This is a genomic window from Streptomyces sp. NBC_01775 (assembly GCF_035917675.1).
In the GTDB taxonomy this organism is placed as follows: Bacteria; Actinomycetota; Actinomycetes; order Streptomycetales; family Streptomycetaceae; genus Streptomyces.
Genome location: NZ_CP109104.1, coordinates 2,712,971 through 2,728,141, shown reverse-complemented (window position 1 = coordinate 2,728,141; position 15,171 = coordinate 2,712,971). Strand labels below are relative to the sequence as shown.

The window sequence follows — 15,171 nt, the reverse complement described above, 5'->3', positions numbered from 1 at the left end:
TACGAGTACAGCGAACCGTTCGACTACACCGCTCAGGACCGCCCCCCGCCGCCCCCCGTGGCCCATACGGGTGTTCCGGTCGACGGCTATCAGCGGCAGCGGACCAACGACCAGTGGGCCAACGGCCAGGGCCCGCCGCCGAGCCCTGAGCCCCCTGGAGCCGGACCCGGGGACGGCGGGGCTCCGGACGGCGGGGAAGAGTCCGGGCTGCGCCGTCCCGGCCAGGGCCGGGCGGCCCGCAGGCGCGCGGCCAAGCGCATCAAGCGCCGCCGCCGGCTCTCGGCGACCAAGGAAATACCGATCCTCATAGGGGTCGCGCTGCTGATCGCACTGGTGCTGAAGACCTTTCTCGTCCAGGCGTTCGTGATTCCCTCCGGGTCGATGGAGCAGACCATCAAGATCGGCGACAGGGTCCTGGTCGACAAGCTCACCCCCTGGTTCGGCTCCAAGCCGCAGCGGGGGGATGTGGTGGTCTTCGAGGACCCCGGCGGATGGCTGAAGGGCGAGCAGGCCAAGAAGGAGGATCCCCCTCCGGGCATCAAGCAGGGCAAGGAGTTCCTGACCTTCATCGGGCTGCTGCCCTCGGACGACGAACAGGACCTGATCAAGCGCGTCGTCGGCGTGGGCGGCGACACCGTGCGCTGCTGCGACAAGCAGGGGCGCGTTACGGTGAACGGCACGCCTCTCAAGGAGCCGTATCTGCATCCGGGCAACAAGCCCTCCCAGATCAAGTTCAAGGTCACGGTTCCCGTGGGGCGCGTGTTCGTGATGGGCGATCACCGTGCCAACTCCGCCGACTCCCGTTACCACCTCCGGGAGCCCGACAGAGGGACGGTCCCGGAGGATCTCGTCCAGGGAAGAGCGGTCGTCATCGCCTGGCCGTTCGGGCACTGGCGGCGGCTTGAGGAGCCGGAGACATATGCTTCGGTACCTGACGGACGTGGCGCACCGGCCTCGGCGTCCGTCGCCCCTGACAATCGAGTGGCGCAACTCCCGTTCTCTGCGGAACTCCCGCTCGTTATGGGAGTGGTGGGCCTGTACCGGTACTCGGACAGGCGGCAGCGCGGTGTGAGGAGTGAATGTGGGGGACTTGGCGGTCGGCGCACGGTCCGGTTCCGGCGACCCGGAAGACAAGCGTTCCGATGTGGGCGGCGGGACGGGCAACGGGACGGGCGACGCAGGGCCACCGACCGTGGAAAGAGAGAGTGACGGTGTGACCGCCGAAACTGATGGGACACATGCGGCCGACGACGCGGGCGGAGACGACGCGCGCGGCTCCGGCGCGGGCGACAGCGACTCCTCGCGGGGCGCCAAGAAGGGCGGCAAGAAGCAGCGGTCGTTCTGGCAGGAACTGCCGATGCTCATCGGCATCGCGCTGATCCTCGCCCTGATCATCAAGACCTTCCTCGTGCAGGCGTTCTCCATCCCCTCGGACTCGATGCAGGACACCCTCCAGCGCGGGGACCGGGTGCTGGTGGACAAGCTCACCCCGTGGTTCGGGTCGACGCCCGACCGGGGCGAGGTCGTCGTCTTCAACGACCCGGGCGGCTGGCTCCCGGAGGCGAACGTCGAGGAGAACTTCGTCCAGACGGCGCTCAGCTTCATCGGACTGATGCCCTCCGCCAACGAGAAGGACCTGATCAAGCGAGTCATCGCGGTCGGCGGGGACACCGTGGAGTGCAAGGAGGGCGGCAAGGTGCGTGTCAACGGCACGCCCCTGAACGAGTCTTCCTACCTCTACCCGGGCAACACCCCCTGCGACGACAAGCCGTTCGGCCCGATCAAGGTGCCCAAGGGCAAGCTGTGGGTGATGGGCGACCACCGTCAGGACTCCCTCGACTCCCGCTACCACCAAAACCAGCCCGGTGGCGGCTTCGTGCCGGAGAGCAAGGTCGTCGGGCGGGCGATCGTCAAGGCGTGGCCAATCAACCGCTGGGGCACGCTGCCCGTGCCCGAGACCTTCGACCAGCAGGGCATCCAGGCCCGTGCTCTGAACGCGGCACCGGCCGCGCTGGGTATCGCCGGCGCCCTCCCGCTGGTGCTGTGGCGGCGCAAGCGCCTGGTAGCCAAGGACGTCGGCCGGTCCGACAAGGGCCAGGCCAAGGGCTGACGGCTTCCCGTACCCCCGGGTAGGGTGCGCGCAGATCTTCGAGACTGCTGCGGACGACCGGGAGTGCGGAAGTGAGCAAGGCGATACGTACCGACGAGGGCCACGGTCGCCTGGGCAACAGACTGTCCGGGCTGGCCGTGGCCCTCGGCTGTGTGCTCTTCCTCGGCGGGTTCGTCTGGGGCGCCGTGCTCTACCAGCCCTACACCGTGCCCACCGACTCGATGCACCCCACCGTCAAGTCCGACAGCCGGGTGCTGGCCGAACGGGTGGACGGCGAGGAGGTACGGCGGGGTGATGTCGTCGTCTTCCAGGACTCGGTGTGGGGAGCGGTCCCCATGGTGAAGCGGGTCGTCGGGGTCGGTGGCGACAAGGTGGCCTGCTGCGACAAGAGCGGCAGGCTCACCGTCAACGGCAAGCCCGTCGAGGAGCCCTATCTGCGCTCGCGGGGGGCCGACTCCCAGCGGCCTTTCGACAGCACGGACGTCCCCAAGGGCAAGCTCTTCCTGCTGGGGGACAACCGGCTGGAGTCGCTCGACTCCCGGGTGCACCTCCAGGACGCGGACCACGGTGCCGTGCCGCGCTCCGCCGTGAAGGGCCGGGTCGACGCGGTCGCCTGGCCCTTCGGCTCGCTCGGCATGCTGCCGGAGGCGACCGGATTCGCCGCCATGCCGGAGGGCACCTCGGAACGCGGGCCCCTGCCGCTGGCGTTGGCCGCCGTCGTGGTGGGCGCCGTCCTGGTGCTGGGCGGCGCCGCCTACGGGCCGATCGCGCGACGCATCGCATCTTCGGCACATGGCCGCTCGGGGTGACGCACAATGGGGGGACGCACGGCTGAAGGGGAACATGCCATGAGCGCCGAGGACCTCGAAAAGTACGAGACCGAGATGGAGCTGAAGCTCTACAGGGAGTACAGGGACGTCGTCGGACTGTTCAAATATGTGATCGAGACCGACCGGCGTTTCTATCTCACCAACGACTACGAGATGCAGGTCCACTCGGTACAGGGCGAGGTCTTCTTCGAGGTCTCGATGGCGGACGCGTGGGTCTGGGACATGTACAGGCCGGCCAGATTCGTCAAGCAAGTACGAGTGCTCACTTTCAAGGATGTGAACATCGAGGAGCTCAACAAGAGTGAGCTGGATCTTCCCGAGGACTCGGGCTTCAAGGGCTGAGCACGGGGTCCGTCGTCGGTCCCGCTACCCGTGGACCACTCGTGAGGGTGACGGAATTGTCCACAACCGCTGAGTTCTCCCCAGAAAAAGACCAAGATCCCTGAGCCGCCTCCGGCGCCGTCACAGTCGGTGTCCGGAGGTGGTTCGTATGACCACGAAGAACGCGCGGAGCACAGAAAGCACGCGCAGGCGGCAGCCGACACGGACAGGCGGTGCCGCCGGAGCGGGAGCCCCGAGGGCGACGGGAGCTCGGGCCAGGCCGTCCGGCGCTGGAGCCGGGGCCCGGGCGGGGGCCGGAGTCGGGACGGGCGCGCGGGGTGCGCTGGGGCGGTACGGAGAAGACCTCGCGGCCCGCAGGCTGCGCGAGGCGGGCATGATGATCCTTGAGCGGAACTGGCGCTGTGCCGAGGGCGAGATCGACCTGATCGCGCGGGATGCGGACGCGCTGGTGATCTGCGAGGTCAAAACGCGCAGGGCCATCCCCTTTCAGCATCCGATGGACGCCCTTCCCGCCGCCAAGACGGCGCGGCTGCGCCGCCTGGCGGCACGCTGGCTGACCGAGCGCTGGATCGCCCGGTACGGCCACCCTCCGGTCGGCGGAGTGCGGATCGACCTGGTGGGCGTTGTGCTGCCGGGCCGGGGCGCGCCCGTCGTCCAGCATGTACAAGGGGTTGGCTGATGGGGTTCGCCCGCACCTGCGCCGTGGCGCTCGTCGGGGTCGAGGGGGTTCTGGTCGAGGTCCAGGCCGACCTGGAGCCGGGGGTCGCGGCCTTCACCCTCGTCGGGCTGCCCGACAAGAGCCTCACCGAGAGCCGGGATCGCGTGCGCGCTGCCGTGGTCAACTCCGGCGTCGCCTGGCCGCAGAAGAAGCTCACCGTGGGCCTGAGCCCCGCCTCCGTTCCCAAGGGCGGCAGCGGCTTCGATATCGCTGTGGCCTGCGCGGTCCTCGCCGCGGCCGAGCGCATCGACCCCCGCGAGATCGCCGGTCTGATGATGATCGGCGAGCTGGGTCTGGACGGCCGCGTGCTGCCCGTACGCGGCGTCCTGCCGGCGGTGCTGGCCGCGGCGGACGCCGGATACCGCCAGGTGGTCGTCCCCGAGCAGACGGCGGCCGAGGCGGCGCTCGTCCCCGACGTGTCCGTGGTGGGAGTGCGCAGCCTGCGCCAGCTCATCGCCGTACTGACGGACGAGCCCGTCCCCGAGGAGACGGGGCGACCGGGCGACGGCCTGCCCGATCCGGGTCTCGCCGGCCTCACGGGGCTGCCTCCGGGCACACCCGGGCTCACCGGGCTCCTGGCGGAGGAACGCCCCGTCGACCTGGCCGATGTGGTGGGACAGCGCCGTGCCCGCCGTGCGCTGGAGATCGCGGCGGCAGGCCGACACCACCTCTACTTCAAGGGGCCGCCGGGCGCGGGCAAGACGATGCTGGCCGAGCGCCTCCCCGGGCTGCTTCCGGCGCTCAGCCGCAAGGAGTCGCTGGAGGTCACGGCCGTCCACTCGGTCGCCGGTGCGCTGCCGCCCGGCCAGCCGCTGGTCGCCAGGCCGCCTTACTGCGCTCCGCACCACTCAGCCACGATGGCGGCACTGGTGGGCGGCGGGACGGGGCTTCCGCGCCCCGGCGCCGTGTCCCTGGCGCACAACGGCGTGCTCTTTCTGGACGAGGCGGCAGAGTGCAGCCCCAGGGTGCTGGATGCCATGCGGCAGCCCTTGGAGTCGGGCCATGTCGTCGTGGCGCGGGCCGCCGGGATGATGCGGATGCCGGCGAGGTTCTTGCTGGTCCTGGCCGCCAACCCCTGTCCGTGCGGGCGGCACGGCATCCGGGGTGGCGAGTGCGAGTGCCGTCCCGCCTCGGTACGCCGCTACCGCGCACGGCTGTCGGGGCCGCTGCTGGACCGGGTCGATCTGCGCGTCACCGTGGAGCCACTGGCCCGCTCGGAGCTGGTAGCCGTGGGCGGGAGCGCCGAGTCCAGCGCCGTGGCCGCCGCCCGGGTCCTGGAGGCCAGGGAGCGGGCCGCGGCCCGCTATGAGGGCATGCCGTGGAAGACCAACAGCGAGGTGCCCGGACACGAGCTGCGCACCCGCCACCCGGCGATGCCCGGAGCGCTGGGGGAGGCCGAAGCGGATCTGGAGCGCGGCGTACTCACCGCGCGCGGGCTGGACAGGGTGTTGCGGGTCGCCTGGACCGTCGCTGACCTGGCGGGGCACGACAGGCCCTCGCCCGACGACGTCAACTTCGCGCTGGAGCTGCGCACCGGCATCCGGCGCGACGCACTCGTGCCGGGGCGCTTCGCATGACGGCGAGCGGCCGGGCCCGCACCCGGGGCAGCGGTGTGAAGGCCGGCTGTGCCGGGGATGCCGACACGGCGACGCCACCCTCTGCCGGACCAGTCTCCCCCGCCCCCACGTCACCCCTCCCTCCCTCACTCCCTTCTGCCCCTTCTCCCTCTTCGGGTTCTCCCTCTTCGGGCGGAGCCGCCCACGCGCTCACCGCTGCCGCTCCCCGGAGTTCCCCTGTTTTCGGCCCGCCCGGTGACCCCGAGCGGATCGCCCGGGCCGCGCTCACCCGGATCGCGGAGCCCGGCGACGAGCTGGTGGGCGGCTGGCTTGCCGCCTGCACCCCGCAGGAGGTCCTGGCCGCGCTGAAAGAGGGAGGGCCACCGCTGAAAGGCGCCAAAGAACAGCGCTGGGAGGGCCTGCGGCTGCGAGCCGAGGGGGCGCGGCCCCATGCGGACCTCGAAGCGATCGAGGCGCTGGGCGGGCGGTTCGTCTGCCCCGGGGACATGGAATGGCCGCAACAGCTGGACGACTTGGGCGCCAGAAGGCCCTTCGGCCTGTGGGTCCGCGGCTCGGCCTCGCTGCGGGTATGGGCACTGCGCTCGGTGGCGGTGGTCGGCGCCCGCGCCTGCACGGAATACGGCGCCCACTGCGCGTCCCTGCTGGGCGCCGGGCTCGCCGAGCGGGGCTGGACGGTGGTCTCCGGGGCTGCCTACGGCATCGACGGGGGTGCGCACCGGGGAGCCCTGGCGGTGCGAGGCCCTACCGTGGGAGTGCTGGCCTGCGGCGTGGATGTCGCCTATCCGCCGGGCCACCAGGAGCTGATCAGGCTGCTGGGCGAGCGTGGGCTGCTTGTCGCGGAGCTGCCTCCCGGCGCCCATCCGACCCGCAGCAGATTCGTACTGCGCAACCGCGTGATCGCGGCGCTGTCGCGGGGCACCGTCGTCATCGAGGCAGCTTTGCGCAGCGGTGCCCTGGTGACGGCGCGCCGCGCCCTGGGGCTGGGGCGGCATGTGATGGGGCTGCCGGGGCCGGTCACCTCCGGGCTCTCACAAGGGGTGCACGAGCTCCTGCGGGGCGAGGCCACCGTGGTCACCGACGCCGCCGAGGTGATCGAACTGGTGGGAATGGTGGGCGAGCTGGCACCCGAGCGGCGCGGACCGACTGTTCCACGCGACGCGTTGAGCGCGAGCGCCGGCCGGGTGCTGGAGGCGGTACCAGGGCGCGGGGCGAGTGATCTGGCGCGAATCGCCCGGTCCGCAGGTGTACCCGTAGAGGTCACGCTGGCCCGGCTCCATGAGCTGCGAGCTCTCGGCTTCGTCGAACGCACCGGCGAGCGCTGGCTGTTGGTCCGAGCACGGAAGGGGCACTCCATCGGGTGATGAGGCGGTCCTTGACCTGGGGCTATCGGGTGAAAGCCTGAGCCATGTGAGCGTGCTGGGCCGAGGCATGTGCGCGTGCCGGGTCGAGGAGTGCCCCGCGAAGCGCCTCACACCCGCCCTGCACGCGGTCACCGCCTGCGGCCCTGCCGGCGAGCGCCGAGCCATCGTCGAAAGGAGCACGACCGCGTACACGAGAACGAACGCTCCGTCGCTCACTGCGACGCTGTCGTCACGTTACGCTCACACCATCTCTCAATGAGAGGCACGGCTCCGCACACCAACAGACCACCACCACCCAGCAGAACGGCTCAAGGCGACGCATGCCTCAGCACATCTCCGGGCCCGACCGCACAGCCGCCGCGGTGGCGCCCGCCGTGGTCGACGACGGCACGCCCAGGACTGCGCCCAGCTCGCTGGAGGAACTCTGGCAGTCGTACAAGGACACAGCCGACAGCAGGCTTCGCGAGCAGCTGATCCTGCACTATTCGCCGCTGGTCAAGTACGTCGCGGGCAGGGTCAGCGTCGGTCTGCCCTCCAACGTCGAGCAGGCCGACTTCGTCTCCTCCGGGGTCTTCGGGCTGATCGACGCTATCGAGAAGTTCGACCCCGAGCGCTCCATCAAGTTCGAGACCTACGCCATCACCCGCATCCGGGGCGCGATGATCGACGAACTGCGGGCGCTGGACTGGATCCCCCGCTCCGTACGGCAGAAGGCCCGCGCGGTCGAGCGCGCCTACGCCACCTTGGAGGCCAAGCTCCGCCGCAGCCCCTCCGAGTCCGAGGTGGCCTCCGAGATGGGCATCGCCATGGAGGAACTGCATGGCGTTTTCAGCCAGTTGTCCCTGGCCAACGTCGTCGCCCTCGAAGAGCTGCTGCATGTGGGCGGCGACGGTGGTGACCGGCTCAGCCTCATGGACACGCTGGAGGACACGGCCGCCGACAACCCCGTCGAGGTGGCCGAGGACCGTGAGCTGCGCAGACTCCTCGCGCGCGCGATCAACACCTTGCCCGAACGGGAGAAGACCGTGGTCACTCTCTACTACTACGAAGGGCTGACGCTCGCCGAGATCGGCCAGGTGCTGGGGGTGACCGAGAGCAGGGTCAGCCAGATCCACACCAAGTCCGTCCTCCAGCTCCGCGCCAAGCTCGCCGACCTCGGACGCTGACCCGGTGACGATCCCTTCACCCTGCTGAACCGGTCCTTCAGAGCCCGCCCCGGCCCTACCCATGTGAGCCTCGACCTTCTGTCCGTAAGCTAGAAGCGTGCCCAGGATTCGAGCGGCCTCCGTGGCCGAGCACCGGACCATGCAGCGCGCGGCCTTGCTGGACGCCGCGAGGTCACTGCTGTCCGAGGGGGGAACGGAGGCGCTGACCTTCCCCGCCCTCGCCCAGCACACGGGCCTCGCGCGCTCCTCCGTCTATGAGTATTTCCGCTCCCGCGCCGCGGTCGTGGAGGAGCTGTGCGCCGTCGACTTCCCCGTGTGGGCGGCCGAGGTCGAATCCGCGATGGCCCAGGCCGAGAGTCCCGGGGGCAAGATCGAAGCATATGTACGTCAGCAGCTCGCGCTGGTCGGTGACCGCCGGCACCGTGCCGTCGTCGCGATCTCGGCGGGGGAGCTGGACGCGGGGGCCCGAGAGCGCATCCGCGCCGCCCACGGCGGGCTGATCTCCATGGTCGTCGAGGCGCTCGGCGACCTCGGCCACGAGCAGCCGCGGCTCGCGGCCATGCTGCTTCAGGGCGTCGTGGACGCCGGGGTACGCCGTATCGAGCTCGGTGCCGCCGAGGACCCGCAGCAGATCGCCGAGGCCGCCGTCTCCATGGCGCTGAACGGCGTCCGGGGCTGAGGTCATCAGGGCCCTCCGGCCGCCTCCGCGCGGCCGGTGCTCTCTGCCGTGGTGCCGTCGCCGCCTTGTCGTGCCCGTCGCGCAGCCGCCGGTGCGCCCACAGCGCGCACACGGCCAGCGCCAGCGCGAGGATCCCTCCTGCTTCGCCATGGTCACGGATGACCCCTCCCGCCGCGTCGTAGCCAGGAGCGTCTGACGGGGCGGCGTTGCGCAGCGGGGCGAGATCCTCGGCGGTGTCCGCGGCTGTGGGCTGCCGGCCCGCGTGGGCCCGGCGGCCGGGCACCGGGACTCCGGTGACGGGCAGGAGGCGTGAGTCTCCGCCGAGCATGCCCGGCGGCAGCAGAGAGAGCGGGTCGAGGTAGCGGTCGCCGCGCAACAGGCCCCAGTGCAGACAGGTGCGGGGGCAGTGGCGGCCTCTGGCGACGGTCCCCACCCGCTCGCCGGCCTTCACCCGGTCCCCTTTGCGCACCGAGGCCCGTACCGGCTCGTACGTCGTACGCAGGGGCGGGCGGCCGGTCCCCGGCAGCTCGATGGACACCACTCCGCGCCCGGCGACCTTTCCCGCGAAGGACACCTTCCCGCCTGCGGCGGCCCGTACCGGCTGCCCCGGCCCGGCCGCCAGGTCCACTCCACGGTGACCGGCGGCCCACGGCTCCGGCGGCGGATCCCAGCCGCGCGGCACCAGGGGCCGCAGCGCCCCACCGGTCCCTGTCACCGGCCAGGCTCTGCCGCCGGAAGCTCCCGCACCCGCCGGCGTGAGGAGAAGGGCGGGTGCGGGAGGCTCATACGCCGAGGCCGCTCGTCCGGGCGAGGGCGCATACGAGCGCGGGACCGCCGACCCGTCGGGGCCCCCGTGCGTGAACCCGCTCGCGAGCACGCACGCGATCGCCCCCGCGATCACCCACGAGAACCCCGTCACCAGGATCAGAGCCCTCGCCCGCGTCGCCCCGCGTGGGCGTTCCACCGGACGCCCGTCGCTCGTCGTGCCCGCCCCGTAGTGGGGTCCGCGTTGCCTCATGCGGAGACCCTGACGCACATCCCGGACCGGCTGGGATCATGGGCAAGATCTGTGGGTAACCCATGAGATGTGGATAAAACCGTCACTCGCCCGGGGGATGAACGCGGCCCGGGGTGGAGCTTCGGTGCACCGGGGCAAAATGCAGAAAAAACGGGTAAAGATTCTCCTCTCTCCCATGGGTCATGGTGCTTATCCGCGCCCACCGAGGTCCCCGCTCCCACACCCGGCGCGGGCCCCTTCGCGGGTCCCGTACACTGCTTTGTGCGGCCCGGGTGACCGGGCTGACTTCGCACGCCCCGCCACCCTCACCCGGTGGCCGCGCATCTCGGTCCCAGGAACGGTCCGCCAGTCGGTAGTTCCAGGGCGGCGCGACAGGGGCGTCAGGCAAGCGGGGGCCATCCCGGCCCTCGCTGATGACAACCGAGTAACCCAAGGAGAACGGCCATGGCCGTCGTCACGATGCGGGAGCTGCTGGAGAGCGGCGTCCACTTCGGGCACCAGACCCGCCGCTGGAACCCGAAGATGAAGCGCTTCATCTTCACCGAGCGCAACGGCATTTACATCATCGACCTGCTCCAGTCGCTGTCGTACATCGACCGCGCCTACGAGTTCGTCAAGGAGACCGTCGCGCACGGCGGCTCCATCATGTTCGTCGGCACCAAGAAGCAGGCCCAGGAGGCCATCGCCGAGCAGGCCACCCGCGTGGGCATGCCCTACGTGAACCAGCGCTGGCTCGGCGGCATGCTGACCAACTTCTCGACGGTCTACAAGCGGCTCCAGCGCCTCAAGGAGCTGGAGCAGATCGACTTCGAGGATGTGGCCGCCTCCGGTCTCACCAAGAAGGAGCTGCTGGTCCTCTCCCGCGAGAAGGCCAAGCTGGAGAAGACCCTCGGTGGTATCCGCGAGATGCAGAAGGTGCCCAGCGCCGTCTGGATCGTGGACACCAAGAAGGAGCACATCGCCGTCGGTGAGGCGCGCAAGCTCAACATCCCGGTGGTCGCGATCCTCGACACCAACTGCGACCCGGACGAGGTCGACTACAAGATCCCGGGCAACGACGACGCGATCCGCTCCGTCACCCTGCTCACCCGTGTGATCGCCGACGCTGTCGCCGAGGGCCTCATCGCCCGTTCGTCCGGTGGTTCCGGCGAGGGCAAGGGCGAGAAGGCCGCGGGCGAGCCGCTGGCCGAGTGGGAGCGCGACCTGCTGGAGGGCGAGAAGGCCGCCGAGGCCGAGAAGCCTGCCGAGGCCGAGAAGCCCGCCGAGCCGGCTGAGGTTGCCGAGGCCAAGGACGAGACCGCCGCCGAGGCCGAGGTCCAGTCCTCCCCGGAGACCGAGCAGGCCGCCGAGGCCGAGCAGGCCGAGAAGCCCGCCGCCGAGCAGGCCTGATCCACGGCCACGTGGATCACGTGGGCTCCGCTGTTGCGCGGTGATACGGCGGGGGCCGGGTGCCCCCGCCGTACAGCCGTGGAAGCCCCTGATCCGCAGTGGGCCGATCCATCCTCATCGACTTATTCGAGAAGAGATTCACAGACCATGGCGAACTACTCCGCCGCCGACGTCAAGAAGCTCCGGGAGCTGACCGGCGCCGGCATGATGGACTGCAAGAAGGCGCTGGACGAGGCCGAGGGCAACGTCGACAAGGCAGTAGAGATCCTGCGCGTCAAGGGCCAGAAGGGCGTCGCCAAGCGCGAGAGCCGTACGGCCGAGAACGGCGCGGCCATCGCCCGTATCGCCGACGACAACTCCACCGGTGTCCTGGTCGAGCTGAAGTGCGAGACCGACTTCGTCGCCAAGGGTGACAAGTTCGTCGCCGTCGCCGAGGCCATCGCCGCGCACATCGAGGCCACCTCCCCGGCCGACATCGACGCGCTGCTCGCCTCCGAGATCGAGGCAGGCAAGACCGTCCAGGCGTACGTCGACGAGGCCAACGCCACCCTGGGCGAGAAGATCGTCCTGGACCGCTTCGCGCAGTTCTCCGGCGCCTACGTCGGCTCCTACCTGCACCGCACCAGCCCGGACCTGCCTCCGCAGGTCGGCGTGCTGGTCGAGCTGGACAAGGCCGACGCCGACATCGCCAAGGACGTCGCGCAGCACATCGCCGCGTTCGCGCCGAAGTTCCTCACCCGTGAGGAGATCCCGGAGGAGACGGTCGCCAGCGAGCGCCGCATCGCCGAGGAGACCGCGCGCGAGGAGGGCAAGCCGGAGCAGGCCCTGGCGAAGATCGTCGAGGGTCGGGTCAACGGGTTCTTCAAGGAGAACACCCTGCTCGACCAGCCCTTCGCCAAGGACAACAAGAAGTCCGTCCAGAAGGTTCTGGACGAGGCCGGTGTCTCGCTGAAGCGTTTCGCGCGCTTCCGCGTCGGCGCCTGACAGCCGCACCCTGACGTATCCCGAAGGCCGGTTCCGCTCGTCCGCGCGCGGAGCACTCCGTAGGGCGCACGGAACCGGCACGGGCCCGATAAGGTCGGGCACAGGGCAGTTGTGACGAGGAGGCCATTGCCGCACAGGGACCGCGAGGATCCGACGGCAGTGGCCTCTTTCGTATGTGCACGAGGAGATCTCCATGAGCAATGACACCGACAAAGACAGCGACCGCCGCCGGCGCTTCTTGCTGAAGCTCTCCGGCGAGGCGTTCTCCGGAGGCGGAGGACTCGGTGTCGACCCCGACGTCGTGCACAAGGTGGCGAGGGAGATCGCCTCTGTCGTCCGCGACGGCGCCGAGATCGCCGTCGTCATCGGGGGCGGCAACTTCTTCCGCGGCGCGGAATTGCAGCAGCGCGGCATGGACCGGGCCCGCTCGGACTACATGGGCATGCTGGGCACGGTCATGAACTGCCTGGCGCTCCAGGACTTCCTGGAGAAGGAGGGCATCGACTCGCGCGTCCAGACCGCCATCTCGATGGGACAGGTCGCCGAGCCCTACATTCCCCTGCGCGCCATCCGGCACCTGGAGAAGGGCCGCGTCGTCATCTTCGGCGCCGGTATGGGCATGCCGTACTTCTCGACCGACACCACGGCCGCACAGCGCGCGCTGGAGATCAACGCCGAGTTGATGCTGATGGGCAAGAACGGCGTCGACGGTGTCTATGACGCCGACCCCGCGCACAACCCCGCGGCGGTCAAGTTCGACGCTCTTGAGTACGGCGAGGTCATCACCCGCGATCTCAAGGTCGCCGACATGACGGCGATCACGCTCTGCCGTGACAACAAACTGCCGATCCTCGTCTTCGAACTGCTCGCCGAAGGCAATATCGCCCGTGCGGTCAAGGGTGAGAAGATCGGCACCCTGGTGAGCAATCAGGGCACCCGCGACTGACCGGCCGCCGGGCCGAGGCCGGGCGACCGCGTTCACGAGACGGGTGCCGACGGCAACACCGTGGCGTACGAACGGCACGGTACGGGGATGGACAACAGCCTGCCGGTCGGACACCGTGCAGGAATCAGGGCATTGCGGGGGCCGGGGCGGCTCCTGGGGCGGTCTTCCGGGACGCGGCCCCGAGGGGGAAGCGGCACAGCCCCGGATGAAGCAGTCAGGCTCATTCATCGAACCAGGAGCACGTGGTGATCGAAGAGACCCTCCTCGAAGCCGAGGAAAAGATGGAGAAGGCGGTCGTCGTCGCCAAGGAGGACTTCGCGGCCATCCGCACCGGCCGTGCGCACCCGGCGATGTTCAACAAGATCGTGGCTGAGTACTACGGCACGATGACGCCCATCAACCAGCTCGCGTCGTTCTCGGTTCCCGAGCCCAGGATGGCCGTGGTGACCCCGTTCGACAAGAGCTCGCTGCGCAACATCGAACAGGCCATTCGCGACTCGGACCTGGGCGTCAACCCCTCCAACGACGGCCACATCATCCGGGTGACGTTCCCCGAGCTGACCGAGGAGCGCCGCAGGGAGTACATCAAGGTCGCCAAGACCAAGGGCGAGGACGCCAAGATCTCCATCCGCAGCGTCCGCCGCAAGGCCAAGGAGACTCTCGACAAGGCCATCAAGGACGGCGACGTCGGCGAGGACGAGGGCCGCAGGGGTGAGAAGGAGCTGGACGACACCACCGCGAAGTACGTCGCGCAGGTGGACGAGCTGCTCAAGCACAAGGAGTCCGAGCTGCTCGAAGTCTGAGGTCCCCTGTCTACGGTCCGAGGTCGAAGGCTGCTATCTGTGAACGACTCATCCTGGGGAGTGCCGCAACCGGGCGCGGGCTACTGGGGCCCTCCCGATCCAGGGCCCGCAGCGCCGGGGGCGCTGCCCCGGCCGGGCGACGTGGGGGTGTCCGCTTACGACGTGACCGCTCCAGCGCACGACGTGGGCGGTGAAGCGTCGCAGACTCGGCGTATGCCCATTGTGTCCGACCCAGGTGACGAGGGCGGCGACCGGAACGGCCGTCGGCCGCAGGGCCCCGGCCCCACGGGTCCCGCGGGTCGCTCAGACCCTCACCCGCAGCGGTACGAGCAGGAGCCGGCCGCCGGTGCCCCTTCGCCTGCGCCCGCGCCTTCCGCGGGGGAGGGCAAGAAGCGCGCCGGCCGTGACCTGCGCGCAGCGGTAGGGGTCGGCCTCGGTCTGGGCGTGCTCGTGGTGGCTTCGCTCTTCCTCTACAAGCCCGTCTTCATCGGCGTCATCGTGGTCGCCGTGGTGGTGGGCCTGTGGGAGCTGACCTCCCGGCTGAACGAGCGCAAGGGCATCCGTGCCCCCCTGGTGCCCCTGGCGGTGGGCGGTGCGGCCATGGTGGTCGCCGGCTATGTACGGGGGGCCGAGGGTGCGTGGGTCGCGATGGCGCTCACGGCCCTCGCGGTGCTCGTGTGGCGGATGACGGAGCCGCCCGCCGACTATCTGCGGGATGTGACGGCGGGCCTCTTCGCCGCCTTCTACGTGCCCTTCCTCGCGACCTTCGTGGCGCTCATGCTGGCGGCCGACGACGGGCCGTGGCGGGTGCTGACCTTCCTGATCCTCACTGTCGTCAGCGACACGGGGGCCTACGCCGTGGGCTGGCGCTTCGGGCGGCACAAGCTGGCTCCCAGGATCAGCCCGGGCAAGACCCGGGAGGGCCTGGCCGGTGCTGTGGCCTTCGCCATGGTGGCCGGGGCGCTGTGCACCCAGTTCCTGATCGAGGACGGCGTCTGGTGGCAGGGGCTGCTGCTGGGGTTCGCCGTCGCGGCCAGCGCCACCCTGGGTGACCTGGGCGAATCCATGATGAAGCGGGATCTGGGGATCAAGGACATGGGCACGCTGCTGCCCGGTCACGGCGGCATCATGGACCGCCTCGACTCGCTGCTGCCGACGGCGCCGGTGGTCTGGCTGCTGTTCGTGATCTTCGTCGGCTCGTAACCCGCGGCACCGGGTACGCTGGGACAGGTTTGCAATCCGGCCGAG

The 15,171-nt window shown here is 70.1% G+C and carries 14 protein-coding genes and 1 pseudogene; 14 read left to right on the top strand and 1 reads right to left on the bottom strand.

What is annotated here, in order from left to right:
- Window positions 1–207: 207 nt before the first annotated feature.
- From lepB (OHB04_RS12145) to OHB04_RS12105, 9 genes are all read left to right on the top strand, one after another.
- A complete protein-coding gene (lepB, locus tag OHB04_RS12145) occupies window positions 208–1,209 on the top strand; it encodes a signal peptidase I (protein ID WP_326809435.1) in 1,002 nt (333 codons plus the stop codon).
- A complete protein-coding gene (gene lepB / locus OHB04_RS12140) occupies window positions 1,091–2,110 on the top strand; it encodes a signal peptidase I (protein ID WP_326692693.1) in 1,020 nt (339 codons plus the stop codon). The genes lepB (OHB04_RS12145) and lepB (OHB04_RS12140) overlap by 119 nt, the downstream gene beginning before the upstream one ends.
- 71 nt (window positions 2,111–2,181) lie before the next feature.
- Window positions 2,182–2,919 carry a signal peptidase I gene (lepB, locus tag OHB04_RS12135; protein WP_326687692.1) on the top strand — a complete coding sequence of 246 codons (738 nt, stop codon included), beginning with the start codon at window positions 2,182–2,184 and terminating at the stop codon, window positions 2,917–2,919.
- A gap of 39 nt (window positions 2,920–2,958) precedes the next feature.
- Window positions 2,959–3,282, top strand: a complete 324-nt coding sequence (locus OHB04_RS12130; protein ID WP_027735391.1) for a DUF2469 domain-containing protein — start codon at window positions 2,959–2,961, stop codon at window positions 3,280–3,282.
- A gap of 148 nt (window positions 3,283–3,430) precedes the next feature.
- A complete protein-coding gene (locus tag OHB04_RS12125; protein WP_326687691.1) occupies window positions 3,431–3,961 on the top strand; it encodes a YraN family protein in 531 nt (176 codons plus the stop codon).
- Window positions 3,961–5,577 carry a YifB family Mg chelatase-like AAA ATPase gene (locus OHB04_RS12120; protein WP_326687690.1) on the top strand — a complete coding sequence of 539 codons (1,617 nt, stop codon included), beginning with the start codon at window positions 3,961–3,963 and terminating at the stop codon, window positions 5,575–5,577. Before OHB04_RS12125 ends, OHB04_RS12120 begins: the two co-directional genes overlap by 1 nt.
- Before the next feature lie 35 nt (window positions 5,578–5,612).
- Window positions 5,613–6,938 carry a DNA-processing protein DprA gene (gene dprA, locus OHB04_RS12115; RefSeq protein WP_442815087.1) on the top strand — a complete coding sequence of 442 codons (1,326 nt, stop codon included), beginning with the start codon at window positions 5,613–5,615 and terminating at the stop codon, window positions 6,936–6,938.
- Between the two features lie 320 nt (window positions 6,939–7,258).
- Window positions 7,259–8,104, top strand: a complete 846-nt coding sequence (whiG, locus tag OHB04_RS12110) for an RNA polymerase sigma factor WhiG (RefSeq protein WP_326687689.1) — start codon at window positions 7,259–7,261, stop codon at window positions 8,102–8,104.
- 121 nt (window positions 8,105–8,225) lie between these two features.
- Window positions 8,226–8,783 carry a TetR/AcrR family transcriptional regulator gene (locus OHB04_RS12105; protein ID WP_326692691.1) on the top strand — a complete coding sequence of 186 codons (558 nt, stop codon included), beginning with the start codon at window positions 8,226–8,228 and terminating at the stop codon, window positions 8,781–8,783.
- 409 nt (window positions 8,784–9,192) lie between these two features.
- Here the strand turns inward: OHB04_RS12105 and OHB04_RS12100 are convergent.
- Window positions 9,193–9,801 (bottom strand): annotated as a pseudogene (locus OHB04_RS12100) (peptidoglycan DD-metalloendopeptidase family protein); the annotation flags it as partial.
- A gap of 444 nt (window positions 9,802–10,245) precedes the next feature.
- Between OHB04_RS12100 and rpsB the strand changes: the two are divergent.
- The 5 genes from rpsB to OHB04_RS12075 all read left to right on the top strand — a co-directional run bounded on the left by rpsB (window position 10,246) and on the right by OHB04_RS12075 (window position 15,126).
- On the top strand, window positions 10,246–11,190 hold the full coding sequence (gene rpsB, locus OHB04_RS12095; RefSeq protein ID WP_326687688.1) for a 30S ribosomal protein S2: 945 nt from the start codon (window positions 10,246–10,248) through the stop codon (window positions 11,188–11,190).
- Between the two features lie 147 nt (window positions 11,191–11,337).
- Entirely contained in the window at window positions 11,338–12,174 is an 837-nt protein-coding gene (tsf, locus tag OHB04_RS12090; RefSeq protein ID WP_326687687.1) for a translation elongation factor Ts, read from the top strand.
- Between the two features lie 193 nt (window positions 12,175–12,367).
- Window positions 12,368–13,120 (top strand): UMP kinase, encoded by a 753-nt coding sequence (gene pyrH / locus OHB04_RS12085; RefSeq protein WP_326687686.1) that lies wholly within the window; start codon window positions 12,368–12,370, stop codon window positions 13,118–13,120.
- 245 nt (window positions 13,121–13,365) lie between these two features.
- On the top strand, window positions 13,366–13,923 hold the full coding sequence (gene frr / locus OHB04_RS12080) for a ribosome recycling factor (protein WP_326687685.1): 558 nt from the start codon (window positions 13,366–13,368) through the stop codon (window positions 13,921–13,923).
- A 39-nt stretch (window positions 13,924–13,962) separates the two neighbouring features.
- Window positions 13,963–15,126: a phosphatidate cytidylyltransferase gene (locus OHB04_RS12075; protein ID WP_326687684.1), complete on the top strand. Its 1,164-nt coding sequence runs from the start codon at window positions 13,963–13,965 to the stop codon at window positions 15,124–15,126.
- The last annotated feature ends 45 nt before the right edge of the window (window positions 15,127–15,171 follow it).

Coding starts and splice junctions, on each gene's coding strand:
- OHB04_RS12130 (WP_027735391.1), top strand. CDS start 2,959: ATGAGCGCCGAGGACCTCGAAAAGTACGAGACCGAGATGGAGCTGAAG.
- OHB04_RS12125 (WP_326687691.1), top strand. CDS start 3,431: ATGACCACGAAGAACGCGCGGAGCACAGAAAGCACGCGCAGGCGGCAG.
- OHB04_RS12120 (WP_326687690.1), top strand. CDS start 3,961: ATGGGGTTCGCCCGCACCTGCGCCGTGGCGCTCGTCGGGGTCGAGGGG.
- whiG (WP_326687689.1), top strand. CDS start 7,259: ATGCCTCAGCACATCTCCGGGCCCGACCGCACAGCCGCCGCGGTGGCG.
- rpsB (WP_326687688.1), top strand. CDS start 10,246: ATGGCCGTCGTCACGATGCGGGAGCTGCTGGAGAGCGGCGTCCACTTC.
- tsf (WP_326687687.1), top strand. CDS start 11,338: ATGGCGAACTACTCCGCCGCCGACGTCAAGAAGCTCCGGGAGCTGACC.
- pyrH (WP_326687686.1), top strand. CDS start 12,368: ATGAGCAATGACACCGACAAAGACAGCGACCGCCGCCGGCGCTTCTTG.